Genomic DNA, 25,366 nt, shown 5'->3' with positions numbered 1-25,366 from the left:
TTGGAGCACGGCTCCGAAGCGCCTTTTCGCATCCTAGTCCCACTAACCGAATATGGTCCGGGAGTCAGTTCGCCAGCATGATAGCATCGGGGCTAATAAACAGCTGTTTATTGGCCCCGATGTGTTCATAAACAAGCTTAATCGGGGAGGTGAGGATCTTCTTCGCGGTCAATGGAAAAAAATAAAGGCTTCATGAGTACTGGCATACCCATGAAGCCGGCGCACATCTTCCCCCCAGCGGCTAAACCAGGGTTATTCGACATGCCTAGTTTTCATTATAGCCGGAGAGCCGGTGTTTTTCAACAAGCGATTCGAGGAGGTAATCAATATGCGACAAGTGGCTATATACGGTAAAGGCGGCATCGGCAAATCGACGACCACCCAGAATACGGTGGCGGCTCTCGCCGAAGCCGGCAAAAAAGTAATGGTGGTCGGCTGCGACCCGAAAGCAGACTCGACCCGCCTGCTCCTGGGCGGACTGTGTCAGAAGACAGTGCTCGACACGCTTCGCGACGAAGGCGACGACATCGAGCTCGACGCTATTTTGAAGCCCGGCTTCAAAGACACCCGCTGCGTCGAGTCGGGCGGCCCCGAGCCCGGCGTCGGCTGCGCCGGCCGCGGCATCATCACCTCCATCAACCTGCTGGAGTCGCTCGGGGCGTATACCCCCGACCTCGACTACGTATTTTACGACGTTCTCGGCGACGTCGTCTGCGGCGGCTTCGCGATGCCCATCCGCGAGGGCAAGGCCGAGGAGATCTACATCGTCGCCTCGGGCGAGCTCATGGCGCTGTACGCCGCCAACAACATCGCCAAAGGCATCAAGAAGTACGCGACCAACGGCAAGGTCCGCCTGGGCGGCATCATCTGCAACAGCCGCAAGGTTGACAACGAGTACGCCCTTCTCAAGGCGTTCGCCGAGGAAATCGGCTCCCAACTCATCCACTTCGTCCCCCGCGACAACATCGTGCAGCGGGCCGAGATCAACAAAAAAACGGTCATCGACTTCGACCCCGAGGCCGGCCAGGCGGCCGAATACCGCAAGCTCGCCGAGGCCATCGACGGCAACCAGCTGTTCGTCATCCCCAAGCCCATGACCCAGGACCGGCTGGAAGAACTGATGATGCAGCACGGTTTTCTCGACGCGATTGCTTAACGAGACTGAAGGGAGAAGAGGATAATGCTACTCATTCGCGCGATCGTCAGGCCGGAGAAGAAGGACGAAGTGCTGTCCGAATTATCGCGGGCCGGTTTCCACGCCGCCACCGTAGTCGACGTCGTCGGCCGCGGCAAGCAGAAGGGCATCAAGATCGGCGGCATCGTATACGACGAAATCCCCAAAAGCCTCATCCTCATGGCCGTCCGCGACGAGGATAAGGACGACGTTATCCGCACGGTGCTGGCAGCGGCCAAAACCAGCGAAAAAGGCGCCTACGGCGACGGCAAGGTGTTCGTCAGCCCGATCGAGGAGGCTTACACCATCTCCAGCGGCGCCAAGGGCCTGTAGGGGGGCTGGCGCATGAAAGAGATAATCGCGGTCATCCGCATGAACAAGACCAACGCCATGAAACGGGCCCTGGTCGAGGCCGGAGTGGCCGGCTTCACCGCCACGAAGGTGCTGGGCCGGGGCAAGCTGGTCGAAGATCAGTCGGTCATCGCCGAACGCAAGGCGAGGCTGCTCGCCCTGGCCGGCGACGAGGTCGAGCCGGCGGAGACCGAGCAGCTCGTCGACGGCTTCCTCGACGGCTCGCGGCTCTTCCCCCGGCGGATGTTCACCGTCATGGCCCATGACGAGGACGTCCCCCGCATCGTCGACGCCGTCATGAAAGCCAACCGCACAACCAACAAAGTAGGCGACGGCAAAATCTTCGTCCTGCCCGTCCTCGACGCCGTCCGCGTGCGCACCGGCGAGGCCGGCGACGCCGCCCTGTAAGAAAAGGAGGTATGGACCATGGCCATGACTCTGGAGCAAATCAGCGAAATGCTGGCCAAATACCCTTCCAAAGTGGAAAAGAACCGCAAGAAGCACATCATCATCAAAGATTCGTCGGCCGACCGGCAGGAGATAGAAGCGAACACCCGCACCATTCCGGGCATCATCACCAACCGCGGCTGCGCCTACGCCGGCTGCAAGGGCGTCGTCCTCGGCCCGCTCAAGGATATGGTCCACATCACCCACGGACCAATCGGCTGCGGCTACTATTCCTGGGGCACCCGCCGCAACAAGGCGCGAGCAGATGAACCGGGCCAGGAATTCCTGAATTACTGCGTATCGACCGACATGCAGGAGAGCGATATCGTATTCGGCGGCGAGAAGAAGCTGGCGAAAGTGATCGACGAGGTGGCCGGGATATTCAAACCCAAGGCGATCACCGTATCGGCCACCTGCCCGGTCGGCCTTATCGGCGACGACATCAACGCCGTGGCCAGGGCCGCCGAGGAACGGCTCGGCATCCCCATCCTGGCGTTCAGCTGCGAAGGCTACAAGGGGGTCAGCCAGTCGGCCGGCCATCACATCGCCAACAACGGCCTGGTGGAAAGGGTGATCGGCGCCGGCGACCGCGAGGAAGCCGCCGGCAAGTACCCCATCAACCTTCTCGGCGAGTACAACATCGGCGGCGACAGTTGGGAGATCGAACGGATCCTCGACGAAATCGGCTACACCGTGGTGTCGGTCATGACAGGCAACGGTTCCTACGAGGACCTCAAGAACGCCCACACCGCCGAGCTTAACCTTGTGCAGTGCCACCGCTCGATCAACTACATCGCCGGCATGCTTGAGACCAAGTACGGCACCCCGTGGCTGAAGGTCAACTTCATCGGCGTCGCGGCCACCGCCGAGTCGCTCAGGAACATGGCCCGCTACTTCGACGACCCGGCCCTCACCGCCCGCACCGAGGAGATCATCGCCCGCGAACTGGCCCGCGTCGAGCCGCAGATCGAGCAGTACCGCAAGCTGTGCGAGGGCAAAACGGCCTTCTGCTTCGTGGGCGGCTCCCGCGGCCACCATTACCAGGGGCTTTTCGCCGAACTGGGCATCGACACGGTGCTGGCCGGCTACGAATTCGCCCACAGAGACGACTACGAGGGGCGGCAGGTCATCCCCGAAATCAAGACCGACGCCGACTCGAAAAACATCCCCGACCTCCACGTCACCGCCGACGAGCGCCGTTTCCGGCTCAAGGTGTCGCCGGAGAAGCTGGCCGAGCTCCAGCGGCAGATCCCCCTCAGTTTCTACGCCGGCATGCAGGTCGACATGGCCGACGGCACGATCATGGTCGACGACCTCAACCACTACGAGACCGAGGAATTCATCAAGCTCCTCAAGCCCGACATTTTCGCCTCCGGCATCAAGGACAAGTATGTCGTCCAGAAAATGGGCATCCCGGCCAAGCAGCTGCATTCGTACGACTACAGCGGCCCCTACGCCGGTTTTGGCGGCGCGGTCAACTTCGCCCGCGACGTGTCGATGGGCTTCGTTTCCCCCACCTGGAACTTTATCGTTCCCCCCTGGAAAGAAGAGCCGCTTTTGACCGGCTCGGTAACCGAGGAAGGAGTGGCCTGAAATGCTTGACGCGACCCCCAAGGAATTCACCGAACGCACCAGCGGCGGCATGATAAACCCCGCCAAGACCTGCCAGCCCATCGGCGCCATGTATGCCGCCCTGGGGGTGCACGGCTGCCTGCCCCATAGCCACGGGTCGCAGGGCTGCTGTTCCTACCACCGCATGCACCTCACCCGCCATTTCCGCGACCCGATAATGGCGTCGACCAGCTCCTTCACCGAAGGCGCGTCCGTCTTCGGCGGCGGCGCCAACCTCAAGACGGCCATCAAGAACATCTTCCAGATATATAATCCCGACATCATCGCCGTCCACACCACCTGCCTGACCGAGACGATCGGCGACGACATCCCCAGCATCATCAAGGACGCCGACATCCCCGAGGGCAAAACGGTCTTCCACGCCAACACCCCCAGCTACCAGGGCTCGCACATCACCGGCTTTTCCAACATGACCAAGGCGATGGTCAGCTACTTCGCCGAGGCCGCCGCCATCAAGAAGGAGCAGGCCAACCTCATCCCCGGCTTCGTCAACCCCGGCGACATGCGGGAGATCAAACGCATCGCCCACCTGATGGGCGTACCGTTCATCATGTTTCCCGACACCAGCGGCGTCGTCGACACCCCCATGACCGGCGAATTCGTCATGTTCCCCAAGGGCGGGACGAAGCTGGCCGAACTGGCCGACAGCGGCGCCAGCAAGCTCACCGTGGCCCTCGGGCGGTTCGCGTCCAGCGACGCCGCCGAGGCGCTCGCCAAAAAGTGCAGGGTGCCGGCCGTAACCCTCAAGACGCCGATCGGCATCAAAGCCACCGACGCCTTCGTGATGGCGCTCAGGCGGGCCTTCGTGAAAGAGGTGCCGTGGGCGCTTGAGGAAGAGCGCGGCCAACTGGTCGACATCATGACCGACACCCACTTCCACTTCCACGGCAAGAAGGTGGCCATCTTCGGCGACCCCGACGTCGTCACCGGCCTGACCGAGTTCGCCGTCAGCCTCGGCATGGTGCCCGTCCATGTCCTCACCGGCACGCCGGGCGGCGCCATCGGCTCGGACGTTGGCAGCTTCGAGGAGGACATCGCCGCAATCGCCGGTCAGTCCGGCCACAAGGCCAACATCAAGGCCGGCGGCGACCTCTTCGCCCTCCATCAGCTTATCAAGAACGAACCGGTCGACCTTTTGATCGGCAACACTTACGGCAAATATATCGCCAGGGCGGAAGACATCCCCTTCGTCCGCGTCGGCTTCCCCATCCTCGACCGCAGCGTCCATTCCTACCTGCCGGTCGTCGGCTACCGGGGCGCCATGCGGCTGGTCGAGATGATCGCCGGCGCGCTCCTCGACAGGCAGGACCGCGACGCCGCCGACGAGGATTTCGAGCTCGTCATGTAAAAACTGCCGCGTCAGCGGGAAAAGGGAGTGAAAACCATGGCGCAGGCCGTAGCGATCGACGGACGGCAGGACTTCATCACCACCAAGGGCCGGCAGATAAGCCGCCTCAAATGCGACGACGACAGCATCGCCGGCGCCGTCAGCCAGCGGGCCTGCGTCTACTGCGGCGCCCGCGTCGTCCTCAACCCCATCACCGACGCCATCCACCTGGTGCACGGCCCCATCGGCTGCGCCAGCTACACCTGGGACATCCGCGGCAGCCTCACCAGCGGCGAAGACCTGTACCGCAACAGCTTCTCCACCGACCTCAAGGAGCGGGATATAATTTTCGGCGGCGAGAAAAAACTGGCCGCGGCCATCGACGAACTAGTCGCCAAATACAGTCCCAAACTCGTCTTCATCTATTCCACCTGCATCGTCGGCGTAATCGGCGACGACCTGGAGGCGGTCGCCAAAGCGGCGGCGAACCGCCACGGCATCGAGGTCATCCCGGTGCAGTCCAGCGGCTTCGCCGGCAACAAGGCCGCCGGCTACCGGGCGGCCTGCGACGCCCTTTTCCGCCTCACCGCCCCCGCAACGCCGGCGGAAGCGGCGCTCGTCGGCAAGGACCGCAGCATCAACTATCTCGGCGACTTCAACCTGGCCGGCGAAGCGTGGATCATCCGCGATTACCTGGCGCAGGTCGGGGTCGACATCAACGCCGTCTTCACCGGCGACTCCAGCTACGGCGAGCTCAAGAAAGCCACCCGCGCCCGCCTCAACATCATCCAGTGCGCCGGCTCAATGGTCTACCTGGCCGGTCGGATGGAAGAAGCCTACGGCATCCCCTACATGCACGTCTCCTTCCTGGGGCTCGCCGACACCGCCGACTCCCTCCGCCGCATCGCCGCCGCCCTGGGCGGCGGGAGCCTGAGCGAGCGGGCCGAGGAACTGATCGCCCGCGAAACGGCCAAGGTTCAGCCGGTCATCGACGGCTACCGCGCCAAGCTGGCCGGCAAGAAGGCGGCCGTCTACGTCGGCGGCGGCTTCAAGGCTATCTCGCTCATCAAGCAGTTCCGCGAACTGGGCGTTGAAGTCGTCATGGTCGGCACCCAGACCGGCCGCAAGGAAGAATACGAGACCATCGATTCCCTGGTGGCCGACGGCACCGTAATTCTCGACGACGCCAACCCGTCCGAACTGGAGAAATTTATGACCGAGCAGGGGGCCGACCTGCTGGTCGGCGGGGTCAAGGAACGGCCGCTGGCCTACAAACTCGGCAGAGCCTTCATCGACCATAACCACGACCGCAAGCATCCCCTGTCCGGCTACGCCGGCGCCGTCAACTTCGCGGCCGAAGTCTACACCACCCTCTGCTCGCCGGTCTGGCGGCACGCCAAGATGGGAGGCGATCTCGATGGCTGATCTTAAGGTCGCGAAAAGCGTCAGCGAAAACCCCTGCCATATGTGCATGCCCATCGGCGGCATCCTGCCCTTAAAGGGAGTGGAGGGCGCAATGGTGCTCATCCACGGTTCCCAGGGCTGCAGCACCTATATGCGCCGCACAATGGCCGAGCATTTCAACGAACCCGTCGACGTCGGCTCCTCGGCCCTCAATGAAAAGGGCACCGTCTACGGCGGCGGGGAAAACCTCAAACAGGCCCTCGACAACATCCGCAAAGTTTACGACCCGCGGCTGATCGGCATCCTCACCACCTGCCTGGCCGAGACGATCGGCGAGGACATCGAGCGGCTCGCCGCCGAATACCTGGCCGAACGCGGCCTGGCCGACCTGGTTATCGTGCCGGTGAGCACGCCCGGCTATGGCGGCAGCCAGGCCGACGGCTACTACCTGGCCCTGCGGCGGATCGTCGCCGCCCTCGCTCAGCCGACGCCCCGGCACGACAAAATCAACATCATCGCCGCCAACGTCAGCCCGGCCGACATCCGCGAGCTCAAACGCCTGTTGGCGGCCATGGACATAGAGTACACCCTGCTGCCCGATTTCGCCGACACCCTCGACCGTCCGTACTCCGACCATTACACCAAAATGGCGCCGGGAGGGACGCCGCTGGACGCCATCCGGGCCATGCCCGGAGCGGCGGCGACCATCGAGATGGGGGTTACCGTGCCGCCGGCCTTATCCCCCGGGCAACTGCTGGCCGACGAATACGGCGTCGCCCTCCACCGCCTGCCCATCCCCATCGGGGTGGCGGCGACCGACCTCTTCCTGCGGACGCTCAGGGAAATAACCGGCCGCAAGGTCCCGGCGGGCGTGCTCGCCGAGCGGGGCCGGCTGCTGGACGCGATGATCGATTCCCACAAACACAACTTCGCCGGCCGCAGCGTCATCTTCGGCGAACCGGAGATGGTCTACGCCGTCACGCGGACCTGCCTCGAGAACGGCGTCTGGCCGACGGTCGTGGCCGCCGGCGGCGCAGGCGGCGAAGCGGTTTCCCTCTTCAAGGACGTCCTGGCCGCGTCGCCTGAGCCAAGCTATTTTCTCAGCGAGACCGACTTCGCCGAAATCCGTTTCCGCAGCGCCGCCGCCGGGGCCAACATCGCCATCGGCCCGTCCGACGGCCGCTATCTCACCGAGAAAGAAGGCATACCACTGGTCAGGCTGGGCTTCCCCATCCTCGACCGCATGGGCGGCCAGCGCATCCTCTCGGTCGGCTACACCGGCACGGCGAACCTCCTTGACCGGATCACCAACACGTTGCTGGACGCGAAACACCATACCTACCGGACCAGAATCTACGACGAATTCTACAAAGGCCGCAGGCTGAACCTGGCCCCGGCTCAAGCGAGGTGACCACAGATGGGCTGCTCCTGTCCCCATGACCCGGCGGCCGCCGCCGAACGGCATCCCTGCTACTCGGCCGACGCCCAGCACAAGTTCGCCCGCATCCACCTGCCGGTTGCGCCGGCCTGCAACATAAGCTGCAACTACTGCAGCCGCAAATATGACTGCGTCAACGAAAGCCGGCCCGGGGTGACCAGCGAGGTGCTGTCGCCGGCGGCCGCGGGCGACAAATTCGCCCTGGTCAGGGAAAAAGTCGCCAACCTTAGCGTCGTGGGCATCGCCGGACCGGGCGACGCCCTGGCCAACTGGCCCCGGACCCGCGAAACATTGGAGCGCGTCCGGGCGATCGACCCCGAAATTATCTTCTGCCTGTCGACCAACGGGCTGATGCTGCCTGAGTACGCCCGGGAAATCATCGACCTCGGTGTTCGCCACGTAACGGTGACTGTCAACTGCGTCGACCCTGATATCGGCGCCGCCATCTACCGCCACGTCGCCTACAAGGGCGAAACCTACACCGGCCGGGCCGGAGCCGAGCTCCTGCTGTCCAGGCAGCTCGCCGGCATCGCCGCCCTTACCGCCGGCGGGGTGCTGGTCAAGGTCAACATCGTCATGATCGGCGGCGTCAACGACCGGCACATCCCGGCCGTCGTCAAGACCGTCAAGGACCTCGGCGTATTCGTAACCAACATCATGCCGATGATCCCCGCGCCGGGCAGCGCCTTCGAATACCTGCCCCAGACGAGCATGAAGGAAGTAGCGGCGATGCGCGACCTCTGCCAGCAGGACATCCGCCAGATGCGCCACTGCCGCCAGTGCCGGGCCGACGCCATCGGCCTGCTCGCCGAGGACCGCTCCGCCGAATTCAGCCGCGGCTGCCGGGCGGAGTCCGCGCATCCCGCTCCTCCCGTCCCCAGACCTTACAGGATCGCCGTCGCCTCCAGGCACGGGCGCTTGGTCGACCTCCACTTCGGGCAGGCCGAGGAATTCCTCGTATATCTGACGACCGACCAGGGCTTCGTGCTGTCGGGCACCAGGCGGGTCGGCAGATACTGCGACGGGCCGGCCGATTGCGGGGAGGAGGACAACAAGGAGGCGGTGATCGGCATCCTGGCCGACTGCGACGCCGTCCTCTCGATGCGCATCGGCCGCCAGGCGGCCGACCGCCTCCGTCGCCACGGCATCATGAGCATCGAAGACTGCTTCACCGTCGAGCACGGCCTGGAACGGGCGGTGGCCGCGCTGCAGCAGCAAAAGTGCAGCTAAAGGGGGAGAAACCGTGAAAAAACCCGATTATCACATCTTCGTCTGCACCAGTTCGCGCATTGGCGGCGTCCAGAAGGGCTTCTGCCACACCAAGGGCGGCGTCGACATCATGGCCGGGTTCCTGGAAGAGATCGAGGAGCGGGAACTGGGCGGCCGGGTCTTCGTCACCAACACCGGCTGTTTCGGCATCTGCGAAAAAGGACCGATCGTCGTCATCCACCCCGGCAACGTCTGGTACGGCTCCGTCACCCCCGACGACGTGGCGGAAATCCTCGACAAGCACATCGAAGGCGGCCAGATCGTCGAGCGGCTGGCACTCTGACCAAGGAAAGAAGGGGACGATATGGCGCGCGAGGTAGCGGTATTCATTGATAACAACGGCCTGACGGGAACGTTCGGCGAACCGGGACGGGTGCGCGTCTACCGCCGGCGCCAGAAGGCATGGACGGTGGCGCGGGAAACGGACTTCACGCTGACCGCCGAGGGGGGGCTCAAGGGGCTCCGCCGCCAGATGGCCGCGCTGCTGGCCTTCCTCGGCGAGTGCCGCACCTTCGTCGCCCGCTCCCTGACCGGCATGCCCTACTACGAGCTGGAGAAAGCCGGCTTCAACGTCTGGGAGCAGTCCGGCGAGCCGCTTGCCTATCTGGAAGAGGTATGGGCCGGCGAAGAGCGGGAAAAGGCGGAAAAAAACGCCCCGGCGCCCGCCGCCGCGCCGCTCGGGCCGACCGAGAAAGCCCCCGGACACTACTTCATTTCCCTGAAAGAAATCCAGGCCAGGAACGCCGGCATCACCACCAAGCACGTATTGCAGCCCTTCCTCCGCCGGGGGCGCTTCAACCTCCTGGAGGTCGTCTGCGACCACCTGCCGCCCTGGCTGGAGCTTGACCTGACGACCGGAGCCTTTACCTGGACGAGCGAAAAAATCAGCGAGCGGGAGACCAGAATCATCATCAAGGCAGACGGAGCGGGAGGGATGGGCGATGGGCACGCTTTCGCCGGACAAGGCGGTCTATGTTGTTGACACCACCCTGCGGGATGGCGAGCAGACGGCGGGAGTCGCCTTCGGCCCGGCCGAAAAGCTGGCTATCGCCCGGCTTCTCGACGACGTCGGGGTCGACCAGATCGAAGCCGGCACGCCCGCCATGGGCGGCGAGGAGGCCGAGGCGGTCGGCCTGATCGCTGCCGCCGGCCTCAAGGCCAGCGTCATGGCCTGGTGCCGGGCGACCGCCGCCGACATCGCCGCCGCCGTCGCCTGCGGCGTGGACGCCGTCGAGATATCCAGCCCGGTTTCCGCCCTCCATATCCGCGACAAGCTGCGGGCGTCGCCGGCGGCGGTGCTGGCCAATACCGTCGCGGCGGTCGAGTTCGCCCGCAAGCACGGCCTTTATATCTCCGTCGGCATGGAGGACGCCTCGCGCGCCGACGAGGATTTCCTCCTGACATACATTCGCGCGGTCACGGCGGCCGGCGCCCGGCGGGTCAGGTACTGCGACACGGTCGGCATCCTCGACCCGTTGACGATGGCCGCCCGGATCGAGCGTCTGCGCCGCGACAAGGGAGCCGAGCTCGAAGTCCACGCCCACAATGACTTCGGGATGGCCACCGCCAACACCGTCGCCGCCCACCGGGCCGGCGCGCGCTTCCTGAGCGTCACGGTCAACGGCCTGGGGGAACGGGCCGGCAACGCCGCGCTGGAGGAGGTGCTGATGTTCCTGCGCCACAGCGGCGCTGCCGCCGGCTATAACCTGGCCGGGCTGCGGCAACTCTGCCAATACGTGGCCGGCGCGTCCGGAAGGGGCATCCCCGCCGCGAAGCCGGTGGTGGGCCAGGCCATCTTCCATCACGAATCGGGCATCCACGCCGACGGCGTCCTCAAAAACCCCGCCCTGTATGAGCCTTTCGACCCGGCCGAAGTCGGGCTGGAGAGGCGGATCGTCGTCGGCAAGCATTCCGGCAAGGCCGCGCTGCTTCACAAAAGCCGGGAACTCGGCCTGCCCCTGAGCGAGGCGGCGCTGGCCCCGGTGGCCGCGGCGGTCAAGCAGCGGGCGGTCCAGCGGAAGGAGCCGGTCGCCGACGGCGAACTGGCGGCAATCATCCGCGAGCATCTCGCCTGTTGACGACTCCGGCGCTCCACCCGTTTTCCCATCATAGAGAAAAAGGCTTCGCGAAAACGCGAAGCCTTTTTTACTGCCCTGCGTCGCCAGTGTATACAAAGTACGCAGGCAGGAATCCGTGTGGTTGATACGAAATATATTTCGTAATAAAGACCAAGCAAGCCCATGGAGGCAAAGGAGAGATAAAAATGAACGAACCCGTTAAAATCGCTATCGTCATTTGCGACCGCTACAAATCCTGCGCCGGCGGCAAATGCTTCCGCGCGCTGCAGAACCGCGAAGGCGCCTTCTCGCGGTACAAAGGCAAAGAGGTCGAAATCGTCGGCTTCACCAGCTGCGGCGGCTGCCCTGGCGGCAATATCGAATACGCGCCCGAGGAAATGAAAAAGAACGGCGCCCAGGTCGTCCATCTCGCCACCGGACTGGTGGTCGGCTATCCGCCCTGTCCCCATATCAGCTACTTCCGCGACTTCATCACCGGCAGATACGGGCTTGAAGTCGTCGTCGGCACCCATCCCATCCCCGAGAAATACAACAGCGTACACCAGGCGCTGGGCACCTGGAACACGCCCGAATGGCAGGACCACATCCGGCCTGCCATGGCCGACGAGCAGACCCGCCGCGCGTACGACTGAACCCGGTCTTTCTCCCGCCTGCGACTCCCCGGCGCTGTTGGCGTACCACAGCCCCGGTTCGCAATCGGCGACCGAAACCCTTGTCGTTCCTGGTTCCGCGGGTTACCAGAAAATTTACTGGCAAGCCGTCCGCAGACCTGCTACACTATATTCTGGAATCGGCAGCGCCTCGCGGCGCGCGTCGATAATCGGAAAGCGGAATAATGGGGGCTGTCATGAGCTACGCGAAATTTATCGAACTGCTCGAACACGAACTTGAGATCGCGCTCGGCTGCACCGAACCGGTAGCAGTCGCTTACGCGGCCGCGCTCGCGCGGGCGCATGCCCGCGGCGCCGGGCTGACGGCCGTCGACGTCTACGTCAGCGGCAACGTGGTGAAAAACGCCATGTCGGTGACCATTCCCGGCACCGGGCTCTGCGGGGTCGACATGGCCGCCGCGCTGGGCGTCGTGGCGGGGGATGCGGCCAAGATTCTCGAAGTGCTGTCCGGAATCGGCGAGCAGGACATCCTGGCCGCCGAAGACCTAGTAAAGCGGGGGATCGTCACCGTCAAGGTCGCGGACTCCGACCGAAAGCTCTATATCGAGGTCAACGTCCGCACCGCCGATTCGTGCGCCAAGGCGGTAATCGCCGACGAACACACGAAAGTGGAACGCATCGAAGTGGACGGCCAGGTGATAAACCGGGCGGAGGGCGGCGACCCGCAGCCGGGCGCAAACGCGGCGGACCTGTCGTTCCTCAGCATCGACTCGATCTGGGATTTCGTCCAGAACGCGCCCGCCGACGACCTGGGGGTCGTCCGGCGCAGCATCGAGCTCAACGGGGCCATCGCCGCCGAAGGCCTGCGCAACCCTTACGGGCTGCAGGTGGGGAGGATGATTCAGGATAATGTCGCCCAAAAGATTCTAGGCGACGATATCGTCAACTACGCCACCTCGCTGACCGCCGCGGCCGCCGACGCCAGGATGGCCGGCTGCCCGCTGCCGGCGGTCAGCAACTCGGGGAGCGGCAATCAGGGAATATCGGCCACCGTCCCCGTTCTGGCGTTCGGCACCAGGCAGGAGGCCTCGGAAGAAGCCATCCTGCGGGCCGTCACGCTCAGTCACCTAATCGCGATCTTCATCAAATCGAAATTCGGGCGGCTGTCGGCGCTGTGCGGCGCTATCGTATCGGGCACCGGCGCGGCCTGTGGCATCGCCTTTCTGTTAGGCGGCGACGTCGTAGCGGTCAAAATGGCCATCCAGAACATGCTGGGCAACGTCACCGGGATGCTGTGCGACGGCGCCAAACCGGGCTGCGCCCTGAAAGTCGCCACCTGCACCAACGCGGCGGCGCAGTCGGCGCTGCTGGCGATAAGGGGCCTGGGGATCAAGCCGACCGACGGCATCATCGAGGTAAGCCCCGTGCATTCCATCGACAACCTCTGCCGGATCGGCAACCAGGGAACGCTCGAGATGGACAAAATCATCCTCGACATCATGCTCAACAAACAGGACAAGCCGGAATAGGCCTCGTTCCTCCGGCTGGTCACCCTCGTTCCCGAAGTTTCCCCCGTGGCTCCCGGGCTGTTCGCCCGCAAACAGCCGCCCAGCCGCCAGGAACGGGGGTAGCGGGCATCCGCCGGGTTGACAAAACCGGGCGGGAGGGGTAAGATTTATTCGGAATATATTTCATTAAAGGTGAAGCATGGCCAGACCGCACAAGGAGCGCAGGATCCGGCAGTTACCGCCTGTTGACCACTACAAGCCCGTCGGCGTACCCTTGCGGGAGCTCGACGAAATTGTGCTTACCTTCGAAGAGATGGAAGCCCTCCGGCTGGTGGACTGCGAACAGCTGGACATGGGCGAAGCGGCGGAAAGCATGGCCGTCTCCCGCCCGACTCTGCACCGCATCGTCAACAAAGCCAGGCAAAAAACCGCCACCGCCCTGTGGCAGGGAAAAGCGCTCAGGATCGAAGGCGGCTCTTTCCGCCTCGAGCACCCCAACCACGATCGGCTGCGGCGCTTTGCGTGCCTCGCCTGCGGACACCAGTGGTCTGTTCCCTACGGCACCGGCCAGCGGGGACGCGACATGGCCTGCCCAAGCTGCCAGGCATGTCAGGTTCAGCGGGAAGAGTAAAAAATGTCTGTATTATGAAACATATTTCTTAATCATGGAAAGGAGAATGACCGGCACAAACAACGAAAATGCTTGCAGTACACGGACAGGCTCTTCACCGCCGTCCGGGAGAACGGGAAAAAGCCAAGAACGAGGCGGCGCGGCTGGCTCTGGCTGCATCGCCTATTAACTTTTTAGGGAGAGTGAGAAAAATGGTAGCATGTGCGAACCAGGACCCCAAGGACAAAGCCCAGGATGAGAAAATCAGCCGTTTTCTCAGCGGCGTCAACCACACCCTCATGTTCATGAGCGGCAAGGGCGGCGTCGGCAAGAGCACCACGGCCGTGAACGTCGCCTTGCTTCTGAGCGAAAAGGGGCACAAGGTCGGCCTGTTGGACATCGACATCCACGGACCGAGCGTCGCCGGCCTGCTCGGCCTCAAAGGCATGCCGATCAACATCGTCAACGAAAAAATCCAGCCCTTCCAGGTAAACGACAACCTCCGTGTCGTCACCTTCCAGGGCTTCCTCGACAACCCCGACCAACCGATAATCTGGCGCGGCCCGGTCAAGATGGGGGTCATCCTGCAGCTACTGGCCGACGTCGACTGGGGTGAACTTGATTTCCTCATCATCGACAGCCCGCCGGGAACGGGCGACGAGCCGCTTACCGTCGCCCAGCGGGTTCCCGAATGCCGCGCCGTCGTCATCACCACCCCGCAGGAAATCGCCCTCGCCGATGTGAGGAAATCGCTCAACTTCTGCAAGCAGACCAACCTCAAGATACTGGGCATCATCGAGAACATGTCCGGCTTCGTCTGCCCCTCGTGCGGCGTGCGGCACGACATCTTCAAGACCGGCGGCGGCGAGAAAACCGCCGAACAGTGGGGCATCGCCTTCCTGGGCAAAATCCCGATCGACCCCGGCGTCGTCGAAGCGGGCGACCTCGGCAGCGGCATAATCAAGACCGACGGACCGGCCAAGAGCTGCCTCGAGGAAATCGTCCGGCGCATCCAGGAAAACCTCGACAGTGCTACGGAAAACAAATAATCATCTTGCTCACCCAAAGCCCGGCAAATGCGCCGGGCTTTTCCGTCGCCTGACCGCCGGCGGGAATCCGTGCGGCCCAGGCTGGCGGCATCTTAACAATTTACAAACTGTTAACAAAACGTTAACAAATGTTCCGCCGATTAATGGTATAGTCAGGGGAGAGAATCCACCGGGAGGACTGCCGATGAGCGATAAAATCCGCATCAACAAGCTGAGCCTATACTACGGCGACTCGCAGGCGCTCAAAAAAGTGTCCTTCGCGGTCCGGAAGAACAGCGTCATGGCCCTGATCGGCCCTTCCGGCTGCGGGAAATCCACCTGCCTGCGGACCATCAACAGAATGAACGACCTGATCGAGGGCGTCAGGATCGAAGGCGAAGTACTGATCGACGGGGCGGCCGTCTATCATCCCGACACCGACGTGGTCATGCTGCGCAAAAGGGTGGGGATGGTTTTCCAGCGCCCCAACCCTTTTCCGATGTCGATATACGACAACATCGCCTACGGGCCGCGGGTCCACGGCATCAAAAGCAGGTCCGTGCTTGACGGCATCGTCGAGAAAAGCCTCACCGGCGCCGCCCTGTGGGACGAGGTAAAAGACCGTCTGAAACAGTCGGCCATGGGCCTGTCGGGCGGCCAGCAGCAGCGCCTCTGCATCGCCCGCCTGCTTGCCGTCGACCCCGAGGTGCTGCTCATGGACGAACCGTGCTCGGCCCTCGACCCCATCTCGACGATGAAGATCGAAGAACTGATCGCCGACCTCAAAGAGAAATACACCATCGTCCTTGTCACCCACAACATGCAGCAGGCGGCGAGGGTTTCCGGCGAAACGGCCTTTTTCCTGAACGGCGAACTGGTGGAATGCGGCGACACCGACACCATCTTCACGCGCCCGCAGGACAAACGCACCGAGGACTATATCACCGGCCGCTTCGGCTAGGAAAGGAGGAAGAGATATGCGCCAGACTTACGAAAAAGAGCTGGAATCACTGCGCCAGGAGATCCTGCGGATGGGCGAAATCGTCGGCCAGGCGATCGAGGACGCCGTCCAGTCGCTGGCCAGGCAGGATGTCGAACTAGCCAAAAAAGTCATCGCTGGCGACGACGTCATCGACCAGATGGAGGCGGACATCGAAGACCGGTGCATGGTGCTGATCGCCAGGCAGCAGCCGATGGCCCGCGACCTCAGGATCGTCGGCACCGGGCTGAAAATAACCACCGACCTCGAACGGATGGGCGACCATGCCTTCGATATCGCCAAAGTCACCGTAAGGCTGGCCAACCAGCCGCTGATCAAGCCGCTCGTCGACATCCCCCGCATGGCCCGCATGGCCCAAAAGATGCTTGCCGACTCGCTCGAAGCCTATACCAAAATGGACATCGCCCTCGCTGAAAAAGTCTGCCTCGCCGACAACGACGTCGACGACCTCTACCAGCAGGTATTCCGCGAGCTTCTCACCTACATGATGGAGGACCCGCGGACGATCGGCCAGGCGACTCAGCTTATCTTCGTCGGCCGCTACCTGGAGAGGATCGCCGACCACGCCACGAATATCTCCGAATGGGTTATATACCTGGTGACCGGCCAGCGCCTCAGAAAGAAATAGCCAGTGACGATAAAAGCCCTTACGCCTTGCTGAACTGAACCCGAAAAAACGGACATTGAGCAAAAAAGCCTCCTGTTGTAGGATAACTACGATAGGAGGTTTTGTATGTCACGGAAATGGACAGATATGCAATCGGCTGAGCGGATTATCCTGCAAATGCGACAAGATGGAAGAACCAGGCGGGAGATAGCAGATGCCTTGGGTCTTGAAAAAGTACAAATCAAGAACTGGATTAACCGGTACAATCGGAGACAGACCACCCTTCCGGCATCCCCCAAGAAGAAAGGCCGCCCCAGAAAAAGCCCGATAACTGCACACCACGCGATGGAGCTGCGGATACGGGAACTTGAAAGAGAAGTGGAACTATACCGGTCTTTTCTTCACGCTGCTGGAAGGATGTGAGAGCACAGGTTAAGTACATAGCCATAGCGCAAAATGCCGGCAAGCATCCGGTTGCGGTCATGTGTAATTTCTTTGAGGTATCAAGAAGCGGCTACTACGCGTATCTCAAACGGAAAGACCGGTCATCCGCCGAGGAGAAGTTGGCCGCCTTGATTCAAAAATGCCAGCGGCAGACTAATGGAACTTACGGTTATAGGCGTGTGGGGATATGGCTTGAGAGGCGAGGCATTAAGAAAAACCATAAGGCGGTGCTGCGCATCATGAACAAGTACGGGTTGCTGGCGCAAATCCGGCGCAGAAAAAAGTACCGGCAGATGAGCGGTCAACTGCACCGGTATCCGAATATCCTCGGCCGCGATTTCACAGCCATCAAACCTAATCAGAAATGGGTAACGGATGTTTCCTATATCCAGACGCCGCAGGGAACCTTGTATCTATCCATGATTCGCGACCTGTTTGACAACAGTATTGTCGCCTACCAGACTGGAACCGAGCAGTCGGTCAACCTGGTTCTGCGAACCGTTCGGCAAGCCAAGGCAAAAGAAGCGGTCACTGCAGAGTTGCACCTCCACAGTGACCAGGGGTTTCAATACACTTCCCAGGCATATTTCACCCTAACTCAAAATTACGGCATTACTCCGTCCATGTCAAGGCGGGGAAACTGCTATGACAACGCGCCGGCAGAAAACTTCTTCAGCATCCTTAAGACCGAGTGTATCCGGCGGCATAAGCCAAAGACGGTCGATCAGGCGCGTCAGCTTATTGATAACTACATTTTTTTCTACAACCACGAGCGTATTCAACTCAAAACAAAACTGACGCCGCTCGAAAAACGACGCCAGTTTGCGTAATCTCATCTAATCCTACGATAGGGCTTTTTATCTGTGTCCATTGGCCGGGGTTCAGTGCATGCGCGCGTAAGGGCTTTTCCGCATCCGGCCGTTATTCGGCCAGCGGCAGGGTGATGGTGAACGTCGTTCCCTCGCCGGCCTTGCTTTTCACGGCGATCGTCCCGCCCAGCGTGTCCACGATGAACTTGACGATCGACAGGCCGAGACCGCTGCCGCCGCCCTCGCGGACCCGGGCCTTATCCACCCGGTAGAAGCGGTCGAAAATAAGCGGCAGATCGGCCGCCGGGATGCCGACGCCTGTATCCTCGACCGTGATGACGGCGCTCCCGGCGTCCTGGGCGCAGGCAACTGTCACCCGGCCACCGGACGGGGTGAACTTAATGCTGTTATCGAGCAGATTGACCAGCACCTGGGTCAGCCAGTCGGGATTGGCCATTGCCCGCACCGGCCCGTCGCCCGGCGCCAGCGCGACGTTGAGTCCCTTGGCGCGCCACTGGGGGTATAGCTGGCCGATGACCGTCTCGGCCACCGCCGCGACGTCGGTCGGCTCAAGCCTCACCTGCTGCCGGTACTCGGCCGAATTAAGACGGGCGAGCTGCATCAGCTCCTTCACCAGGCGGTGCATCCGGTCGGCCTCCTCCTGGATGATGGTGATGAACTTCACGCTCAGCTTGGGATCGGACAGCGCCCCATCCAGCAGCGTCTCGGCGAAACCCTTGATGGCGGTGAGCGGCGTTCCCAGCTCATGGGAGGCGTTGGCGACAAAGTCGGCCTGCCGCTCCTCGATTTCCTTCAGGGCGGTGATGTCGTGGAAAACGCACAGCACGCCGGCGGGCTCATTGTCGGTATTAAGGATGGGGGCGAGAAAAACCTGGAAAACGCGCTTCACATCGGCGAAATTGGTCTTAAGGTCGATGTGGCGGCTCCGCCCCTCGTCGACCGTCTGCCGTACAGCCTGCTCCAGGGCGCTGTGGCCGATGACCTGGATATTGTGCTGGCCGAGCATCGCCGGCGTTATCCCGAAAATGACGGCAGCCTGCCGGTTGACGTCCGTCACCTGCCCGTAACGGTCGAGAAGCACGACGGCGTTGTCCATATTCTCCAGAATCAATTCTAGCTTGCGTTTTTCGGCTACGATCTCGTTGATCTTGTCGTCGAGGCTGGCAGCCAGATTGTTGAGGGTGTGGGCGAGGACCTCGATCTCGTCGCCGGTGCGGATATGGACGCGCCGGTTCAGATGCCCCTGACCCATATGGCGGGCTACCTTGGTTATCGTTTCCAGAGGAGCGGTGTACTTGCGGGCCAGGCGGAAACTGACCAGCACGGCGAACAGCGACGTCACGAAGAAGGCCAGCAGCAGCACCGTCCTGATGCGGCCAAAGGCGGCTTCAACGTGCGCCAGCGTGGCCGCTACGCGGACAACGCCGACGGTTTCCGCGCCGTCGCGCATCGGGATGGCCACATAGAGAAAGTTTTCGCCGATCGTCGAACTGTAGCGGATAACGTCTCCCTGGCCTTCGGCGATAGCATCGATCACCTCGGGGCGCTGCCGGTGATTCTCCATCACCGCCGGGTTCTCCCACGAATCGGCCAGCACCACGCCGTTGTTGTCGATGACCGTGATGCGGTGATCCACCTTAGTGACAAGCTCCCGGATAAGCTCTTCTATGGAAGCCTTCTCCCGCGGGCCCTTCATATAAGGCAGGAGAAGCTGCTCGCTGATCTTCGCCTCGATGAGCAGATTGCCTTTCAGCCGCTCGGTGTTATAATCGTGAAAAAACCACAGGACATAGCTGCCGAGAGCCAGAAGCGTGACGCCGACCAGCAGCAGGAAGGAAGCGATAAGGCGGTTGCGGATGCCTGACGAAAACATCTGGTTACCTCCCAAATAAGAAAGCTTGCTCACTGCTTATAATACCATCATAACAGCCCGGGGCGGCGAAAAAAATAGCCTGTCGAACTTTAACACAATGTTAACACAGCCTTAACACAAGCCCCGTATGAGGCGCGTTATAATTTAGGAGAAGACATACCTATCAAAAATCTAGGAGGGTAATCATGAAAAAAGTTTCCAAACTTCTGGCCGCCATTCTAGTACTTAGCCTCAGCCTCGCCTTGCTGGCCGGCTGCGGCCAGAGCAAATCCGAGCAGCCCAAGAAGGCGGCCGAAATCCAGGGTACCGTCACCGCCTCGGGCTCCACGGCGCTGCTGCCCCTGCTCAAGCTGGCTCAGGAAGAGTTCCAGAAGGCTAACGCCAAAGTCACCGTAAATATCGCCGGCGGCGGCTCGTTCACCGGCCAGAACCAGGTGGCCGCTGGATCGGTCAACATCGGCAACTCCGACGTCGGCCTGCAGGACAGCCTCAAGAGCGCCGGCCTCGTAGAGCACAAGCTTGTCGGCATTCCCTTCGTCTTCATCGTCAACCCCGGCGTCACCGTCGACAGCCTCACCCCCGACCAATACGTAGGCATCTTCAGCGGCAAGATCACCAACTGGAAGGAAGTCGGCGGCAAAGACCAGGCTATCACCATCATCCACCGCGCCAAGTCGTCCGGCTCCCGCGCCACCATTCAGCAAGTCGTCATGAAGAGCGCGTCCTTCACCGACAACGCCGTCATCCAGGACTCCAACGGCGCGGTGCGGGCCGCCATCGCCTCGACCCCCGGCGCCATCGGCTACGTCGACGCCGCCTATGTCGACAAGACGGTAAAAGGGCTGGCGTTTAACGGCGTCAAATTCTCGATCGACAACGTCACCAGCGGCAAATATCCCGTCTACACCTTCGGCCGCATGTTCACCAAAGGTCAGCCGACCGGCGCCGTGAAAGCCTTCATCGAATACGCCACCAGCAAGGAGTTCCAGGAGAAGTACGCCGAAAATAAAGGCTTCGTCCCGGTCACCAAAATGGCCAAGTAATGTAGAAGTAATAAATAAAGGCGGCGGCGCCTCTGGCGCCGCCGCCTTTGCGGTTTTTTTCCAAGCAATAATCGGCCGCGTTTCGACCGCCTGTCCCGGCCTGGCATGCCGGTCGCCGGAGCAGGCCCGGTCAAGCGGGCACGAGGGCGACGGCGACCCAGATCTTCAATACATCCGCGACGACGATCTTACCGACGGTAAGCCTGTAATCGCGGTTATTGATCCGCACCACCCGGTTGTCGACCACCTCCGCCGCCAACTCGGCGTCGATCGAGCCTACCTCCTTGCCCACCAGGCCGCTGTAGCGGCTTTTTATATATTTATCCAGCGCCGTTTTTTCCATTTCGTCGCCGCTGAAACTAAGAACCACCTCGACCCGGCGGAGGATATATTTCCGCTTGTTGACCGATTCTTCTAGCTTCGCCAGCCGAGCGTCCTTTTCATTCACCGCCGCCTGCAGGGAGCTTATCCGCTGCAGCGATTCGTCCAGCCGGTAACCCAGAAGAGCCGCGACAAGGATCGCGCCGAGCAGAAACCCGCTGAACAGGCCGGCGAGCAGGCAGACCGGCAGGGCGTAACGCCGGCTGCTCAGTCTGTCCATAATTGGTGGCATCTTCTGAGGAGCATGATGAAACTGAAGCCCGAATTCGCCCCGGCGAGAGCGGCGACAATATAAACCAGCTCCTTGACGATCGACCTGATCTCCCCGCGGAAAAGCCCCTGCTCCAGCGCCTCGATCGACTGGAACGTACCGCCCAGCGCCGCCGCGACAGCCCAGATCTTCATCGAATCGGCCACGGTAACCATGGTTTTCATCGGCGGATGATTATTGACGATCGCCGCCACGCTGGCAAATATGCTAGCTCCCACTATAATGCCGAACGAAATGAAAAAATTCAGCAACAAAGTGTTCCAGAACCCCGTCATAATCCACCAGCCCCGGATAGAAAATCGCGCAGGGAAAAGCACTATTTCATTTATATGACGCCGAAGGTCTTCTTAATGCGAATTCGGCCGCCTTTTTAGCCCGCCGCCTGCCCGGGCCGCGGCTGAAAGCCGCAAAACATCGCGGCCGGCGCAAACTTAACGAAAAATTAACACGGCCTTAACAATCGCCTGCGCGATAATCCTTATAATTAAAATGAACAACATCAACGACTTTGGGGGAGAACGGACAATGGCAACAACGGCACACGCCGGCAACCACAACCTCAAACTGGCCTACGACCGCTACATGCGCTACCTGTTCATCGCCAGCGCCCTGCTGCTGACGGTCATCATCGCCGCCATCATCATCTTCGTCGGCCAACAGGGCCTCATGACCTTCAAGGAGGTCGGCCCGGCCGAATTCTTTCTCACCGGTAAATGGGACCCGCCCGCAGGACAGTTCGGCGCTCTCAGCTTTATCCTCGGCTCGATCTATGTAACAGCCCTCGCCGTGCTGCTCGGCGCGCCCCTCGGGCTGGCGGGGGCCATATTCATGGCCAAGATCGCCCCGCCGCGCCTGCGGGCCGTAATGCGCCCCGCCACTGACCTGTACGTCGCCATTCCCTCGGTCGTCTACGGCTTCATCGGCCTTACCATCCTCGTTCCCCACATCAGAGTATACTTCGGCGTCAACACCGGCTTCGGCCTGATGGCGGCGGCGGCCATCCTGGCGGTCATGATCCTGCCGACGATCATCAGCATCTCCGAAGACGCCATCCGCTCAGTGCCCCGCGCCCTCGAAGAAGGGTCGCTCGCCCTCGGGGCCACCCGCTGGCAGACGATCACCGGCGTCATTCTGCCGGCCGCCCTGCCCGGCATCCTCACCTCGATAATCCTTGCCATGGCGAGGGCGGTCGGCGAAACGATGGCCGTCCAGATGGTCATCGGCAACACCCCCCAGATAGCCAAATCCCTCTTCATGCCCACCTCGACGCTCACCAGCGAGATCGTCGTCGAAATGGGCAACACCCCCTTCGGCTCGGCCTGGGGCAACTCGCTGTTCCTCATGGCTCTGGCGCTGCTGCTGCTGTCGCTGGCGATGATTCTGGTCATCCGCAGGGTGGCCGGTGGGAGGGTGGCCTGAAATGAACGCTGAAGCGATTGACCGTCAACCGGTGCTGATGAAAGACAAGCGGTTCATCAGCCCCAAACTGATCGACCAAGCCGCCGACATAGTCCTGTGGCTGGCCGGCCTGGTGATTCTCGGCATCCTGGCCGCCTTTCTCTCCTATATTCTCTATAAAGGGCTGCCGGTGCTGTCCTGGGATTTCGTCACCGGCATGTCGACCGACGTCCGGGCCGGCGGCGGCGTAGGCCCGCAGCTGTTCAATTCCTTCTACATCCTCTTCCTGTCGATGCTCTTCTCCATCCCCGTGGCCGTCGGCGCCGGCATCTACCTGGCCGAGTACGCCGGCCACAGCAAGCTGACCGACCTCATCCGCCTCAGCACCGAAAGCCTGGCCACCGTTCCCTCGATCGTCCTCGGCCTGTTCGGCATGATCATCTTCGTCAACACCCTTGGTCTGGGCTTCAGCATCATCGGCGGAGCGCTCACCCTGTCGCTGCTCAACATCCCCGTGATCGTAAGGGTCACCGAGGAAGCCATCAGGACCGTTCCCGCCCAGTACCGCGAAGCCAGCCTCGCCCTGGGGGCCACCAAATGGCAGACCATCTGGCGGGTGGTGCTGCCCACCGCCCTGCCGGGAATGATCACCGGCCTCACGCTGACCGCCGGCCGGGCGCTGGGCGAATCGGCCATCCTCATCTTCACCGCCGGCACGACGGTGTCGCGCGTGCTGCCCGACCCCAACCTTCTCGCCGCTGGCGAGACGCTCGCCGTCCACATGTGGTACGTCATGGCCGTCGGCCTGGTGCCCGACCGGATCGAGATCGCCAACGGCATCGGCGCCCTCCTCGTCATCACCATCCTCATATTCAACATGGTGTTCACCATCCTCGGCCGGCTGCTGCAGCGCAGACTGAGCGGGACCAACAGTTAACCGCGCTTCGCACGGCGCGCCGCCTTTTGGGGCCGGCGCGCCGTATTTTTTCCTCCGGTTCGCTTGCATCTGCCGCGGCGGTCACTCCTTTGGCCGCAAGCTCTGGAATAGAGGGATAAAAGGATTTAGCGGAGAATATTTATAAATTAAACACCTTAATAAGCGAGGAAAAGGACTTGCGCAAAACGCTGGCAGCTTACTTCAACAACCGGCACGAAATCAGCCTGCAGGCCCGGCGCATCCTGCGTTACATCGGCCCGGGCATACTCGTCACCGTCGGCTTCATCGACCCCGGCAACTGGGCGACCAACATGGCCGCCGGCGCGGGTTACGGGTACGTGCTGCTGTGGATGGTCACCCTCTCCACGATCATGCTCATCATCCTGCAGCACAACGCCGCCCACCTCGGGATCGTCACCGGTCTCTGCCTGTCCGAGGCCGCCAGCGTCCACCTGCGGCCCTGGGTGTCCCGCTCCGTCCTGCTGTCGGCCGTGGCCGCCGCCGTCGCCACCGCCATGGCGGAAATCCTTGGCGGGGCCATCGCGCTCAACATGCTGTTCGGCATCCCCGTAAAGCTCGCGGCGGTGATGACGGCGCTGCTGTGCGCCTGGCTGCTGTGGTCCAACTCATACCAAAGGCTCGAAAAAATGATCATCGGCTTCGTCTCCATAATCGGCGTATCCTTCCTGTACGAACTCAGTCTGGTCCGGCTCGACTGGCCGCAGGCGGCCGCGGGCTGGGTAGCGCCGGCCATCCCGACTGGCTCGCTCGCGGTAGTGATGGGCGTACTGGGAGCGGTGGTCATGCCTCACAACCTGTTCCTGCATTCCGAGGTCATCCAGAGTCGCCAGTGGAACCTGGAGGATGAAGCGACGATCAAAAAACAACTGAAATACGAATTTCTCGACACCCTGCTGTCGATGGGAATCGGCTGGGCGATCAACAGCGCCATGATCCTCGTCGCCGCCGCCGTCTTTTTCGCCCACCGGGTGCCGGTCGAAGAACTACAGCAGGCCCAGTACATGCTCCAGCCGCTGATGGGGAAGGGGGCGGCGGTGGTGTTCGCGGTCGCGCTGCTGTTCGCCGGCATCGCCTCGACGACCACCGCCGGCATGGCCGGCGGCAGCATCTTCGCCGGCATGTTCCGGGAACCATACGACATCAAAGACCGGCATTCCTGGACGGGGGTCGCGCTGACCTACGGCCTGGCGCTCGCCGTCCTGCTGTTCATCGACGACGCCTTCCGGGCGCTCATCTATTCGCAGGTCGCGCTTAGCATCCAGCTGCCCTGGACGATATTCCTGCAGGTCTACCTCACGTCCTCCGCCGCCGTCATGGGTAAATACGCCAATTCCCGTTTCCAACGGGCTGTACTCGTGCTCATCGGCGTCATCGTCACGGCGCTCAACATCATGCTGCTCATCGATACCCTGTCGTAAGCCGCTGCCGTCGGGATACTCGCCGCCGCGCCGGAAAAATATTTCCGGCGCGGCCGTTTATTAAACAAACTCTTAACATTGGCGGCCGAACATATTGATGCGATGTTGGGTTGTTTTTATACGACCTCCCCGTCCAGTGCCGTGGACGGGCTTTTTTTTATACAGTGTGCGGCCGCGACCCGCAAAAAAATGGCCAAAATACGACAAAAACAAGCGATATCCAAGAAAAGGCTGGTAAAATAGGGCCTGCCGGGCAATTGCCCGTT

General features: G+C 61.9%; 25 protein-coding genes. 22 read left to right on the top strand and 3 right to left on the bottom strand.

Annotation, left to right across the window (positions count from 1 at the left end):
* Positions 1 to 328: 328 nt before the first annotated feature.
* From nifH to Q4T40_12800, 18 genes are all read left to right on the top strand, one after another.
* Positions 329 to 1,156, top strand: coding sequence for a nitrogenase iron protein (nifH, locus tag Q4T40_12885; GenBank protein ID MDT8902144.1), 828 nt, complete (start codon positions 329 to 331; stop codon positions 1,154 to 1,156).
* 24 nt (positions 1,157 to 1,180) lie between these two features.
* The gene (locus Q4T40_12880) at positions 1,181 to 1,507 is read left to right on the top strand and encodes a P-II family nitrogen regulator (protein MDT8902143.1); all 327 of its coding nucleotides are present in this window, start codon (positions 1,181 to 1,183) and stop codon (positions 1,505 to 1,507) included.
* 12 nt (positions 1,508 to 1,519) lie between these two features.
* Positions 1,520 to 1,933 (top strand): P-II family nitrogen regulator, encoded by a 414-nt coding sequence (locus Q4T40_12875; protein ID MDT8902142.1) that lies wholly within the window; start codon positions 1,520 to 1,522, stop codon positions 1,931 to 1,933.
* Between the two features lie 18 nt (positions 1,934 to 1,951).
* Entirely contained in the window at positions 1,952 to 3,565 is a 1,614-nt protein-coding gene (gene nifD / locus Q4T40_12870) for a nitrogenase molybdenum-iron protein alpha chain (protein ID MDT8902141.1), read from the top strand.
* Position 3,566: 1 nt separating this feature from the next.
* Entirely contained in the window at positions 3,567 to 4,952 is a 1,386-nt protein-coding gene (gene nifK, locus Q4T40_12865) for a nitrogenase molybdenum-iron protein subunit beta (GenBank protein MDT8902140.1), read from the top strand.
* 36 nt (positions 4,953 to 4,988) lie between these two features.
* Positions 4,989 to 6,356: a nitrogenase iron-molybdenum cofactor biosynthesis protein NifE gene (nifE, locus tag Q4T40_12860; protein MDT8902139.1), complete on the top strand. Its 1,368-nt coding sequence runs from the start codon at positions 4,989 to 4,991 to the stop codon at positions 6,354 to 6,356.
* Positions 6,349 to 7,746 carry a nitrogenase component 1 gene (locus Q4T40_12855; protein ID MDT8902138.1) on the top strand — a complete coding sequence of 466 codons (1,398 nt, stop codon included), beginning with the start codon at positions 6,349 to 6,351 and terminating at the stop codon, positions 7,744 to 7,746. The genes nifE and Q4T40_12855 overlap by 8 nt, the downstream gene beginning before the upstream one ends.
* Positions 7,747 to 7,752: 6 nt before the next feature.
* Positions 7,753 to 9,003: a nitrogenase cofactor biosynthesis protein NifB gene (gene nifB, locus Q4T40_12850; protein ID MDT8902137.1), complete on the top strand. Its 1,251-nt coding sequence runs from the start codon at positions 7,753 to 7,755 to the stop codon at positions 9,001 to 9,003.
* Between the two features lie 13 nt (positions 9,004 to 9,016).
* Positions 9,017 to 9,325 carry a 2Fe-2S ferredoxin gene (locus tag Q4T40_12845; GenBank protein MDT8902136.1) on the top strand — a complete coding sequence of 103 codons (309 nt, stop codon included), beginning with the start codon at positions 9,017 to 9,019 and terminating at the stop codon, positions 9,323 to 9,325.
* A gap of 21 nt (positions 9,326 to 9,346) precedes the next feature.
* The gene (locus tag Q4T40_12840; protein ID MDT8902135.1) at positions 9,347 to 10,024 is read left to right on the top strand and encodes a Fe-only nitrogenase accessory AnfO family protein; all 678 of its coding nucleotides are present in this window, start codon (positions 9,347 to 9,349) and stop codon (positions 10,022 to 10,024) included.
* Positions 9,984 to 11,120 carry a homocitrate synthase gene (gene nifV / locus Q4T40_12835; protein ID MDT8902134.1) on the top strand — a complete coding sequence of 379 codons (1,137 nt, stop codon included), beginning with the start codon at positions 9,984 to 9,986 and terminating at the stop codon, positions 11,118 to 11,120. The genes Q4T40_12840 and nifV overlap by 41 nt, the downstream gene beginning before the upstream one ends.
* Before the next feature lie 185 nt (positions 11,121 to 11,305).
* Complete coding sequence (locus tag Q4T40_12830) at positions 11,306 to 11,752, top strand: CGGC domain-containing protein (protein ID MDT8902133.1); 447 nt, start codon at positions 11,306 to 11,308, stop codon at positions 11,750 to 11,752.
* Between the two features lie 215 nt (positions 11,753 to 11,967).
* Positions 11,968 to 13,260, top strand: coding sequence for an L-serine ammonia-lyase, iron-sulfur-dependent, subunit alpha (locus Q4T40_12825; protein ID MDT8902132.1), 1,293 nt, complete (start codon positions 11,968 to 11,970; stop codon positions 13,258 to 13,260).
* A 178-nt stretch (positions 13,261 to 13,438) separates the two neighbouring features.
* Entirely contained in the window at positions 13,439 to 13,870 is a 432-nt protein-coding gene (locus tag Q4T40_12820; protein ID MDT8902131.1) for a DUF134 domain-containing protein, read from the top strand.
* Positions 13,871 to 14,061: 191 nt separating this feature from the next.
* Positions 14,062 to 14,898 (top strand): Mrp/NBP35 family ATP-binding protein, encoded by an 837-nt coding sequence (locus Q4T40_12815; GenBank protein ID MDT8902130.1) that lies wholly within the window; start codon positions 14,062 to 14,064, stop codon positions 14,896 to 14,898.
* A 184-nt stretch (positions 14,899 to 15,082) separates the two neighbouring features.
* A complete protein-coding gene (gene pstB, locus Q4T40_12810; GenBank protein MDT8902129.1) occupies positions 15,083 to 15,838 on the top strand; it encodes a phosphate ABC transporter ATP-binding protein PstB in 756 nt (251 codons plus the stop codon).
* A 16-nt stretch (positions 15,839 to 15,854) separates the two neighbouring features.
* Positions 15,855 to 16,505, top strand: coding sequence for a phosphate signaling complex protein PhoU (gene phoU, locus Q4T40_12805; GenBank protein MDT8902128.1), 651 nt, complete (start codon positions 15,855 to 15,857; stop codon positions 16,503 to 16,505).
* Between the two features lie 398 nt (positions 16,506 to 16,903).
* Positions 16,904 to 17,758 (top strand): IS3 family transposase, encoded by an 855-nt coding sequence (locus Q4T40_12800; protein MDT8902127.1) that lies wholly within the window; start codon positions 16,904 to 16,906, stop codon positions 17,756 to 17,758.
* A gap of 91 nt (positions 17,759 to 17,849) precedes the next feature.
* On the opposite strand, the gene Q4T40_12795 is transcribed toward Q4T40_12800, so the two are convergent.
* Positions 17,850 to 19,631 carry an ATP-binding protein gene (locus tag Q4T40_12795; protein ID MDT8902126.1) on the bottom strand — a complete coding sequence of 594 codons (1,782 nt, stop codon included), beginning with the start codon at positions 19,629 to 19,631 and terminating at the stop codon, positions 17,850 to 17,852.
* A gap of 185 nt (positions 19,632 to 19,816) precedes the next feature.
* On the opposite strand from Q4T40_12795, the gene Q4T40_12790 reads away from it, so the two are divergent.
* Positions 19,817 to 20,674, top strand: coding sequence for a phosphate ABC transporter substrate-binding protein (locus Q4T40_12790; protein MDT8902125.1), 858 nt, complete (start codon positions 19,817 to 19,819; stop codon positions 20,672 to 20,674).
* A 130-nt stretch (positions 20,675 to 20,804) separates the two neighbouring features.
* Here the strand turns inward: Q4T40_12790 and Q4T40_12785 are convergent, their stop codons facing one another.
* Entirely contained in the window at positions 20,805 to 21,275 is a 471-nt protein-coding gene (locus Q4T40_12785) for a hypothetical protein (GenBank protein MDT8902124.1), read from the bottom strand.
* Complete coding sequence (locus tag Q4T40_12780) at positions 21,263 to 21,601, bottom strand: YtrH family sporulation protein (GenBank protein MDT8902123.1); 339 nt, start codon at positions 21,599 to 21,601, stop codon at positions 21,263 to 21,265. Before Q4T40_12780 ends, Q4T40_12785 begins: the two co-directional genes overlap by 13 nt.
* Before the next feature lie 250 nt (positions 21,602 to 21,851).
* On the opposite strand from Q4T40_12780, the gene pstC reads away from it, so the two are divergent.
* The 3 genes from pstC to Q4T40_12765 all read left to right on the top strand — a co-directional run bounded on the left by pstC (position 21,852) and on the right by Q4T40_12765 (position 25,100).
* Entirely contained in the window at positions 21,852 to 22,745 is an 894-nt protein-coding gene (gene pstC / locus Q4T40_12775; protein MDT8902122.1) for a phosphate ABC transporter permease subunit PstC, read from the top strand.
* Between the two features lie 55 nt (positions 22,746 to 22,800).
* Complete coding sequence (gene pstA, locus Q4T40_12770; GenBank protein ID MDT8902121.1) at positions 22,801 to 23,661, top strand: phosphate ABC transporter permease PstA; 861 nt, start codon at positions 22,801 to 22,803, stop codon at positions 23,659 to 23,661.
* 176 nt (positions 23,662 to 23,837) lie between these two features.
* The gene (locus Q4T40_12765) at positions 23,838 to 25,100 is read left to right on the top strand and encodes an Nramp family divalent metal transporter (GenBank protein ID MDT8902120.1); all 1,263 of its coding nucleotides are present in this window, start codon (positions 23,838 to 23,840) and stop codon (positions 25,098 to 25,100) included.
* The last annotated feature ends 266 nt before the right edge of the window (positions 25,101 to 25,366 follow it).

It is taken from the genome of Selenomonadales bacterium 4137-cl, assembly GCA_032334055.1.
Lineage (GTDB): Bacteria > Bacillota > Negativicutes > Sporomusales > UBA7701 > Anaeroselena > Anaeroselena agilis.
The sequence above is the reverse complement of the archived record's forward strand: the minus strand, read 5'-3'. Positions and strand labels throughout refer to the sequence as shown.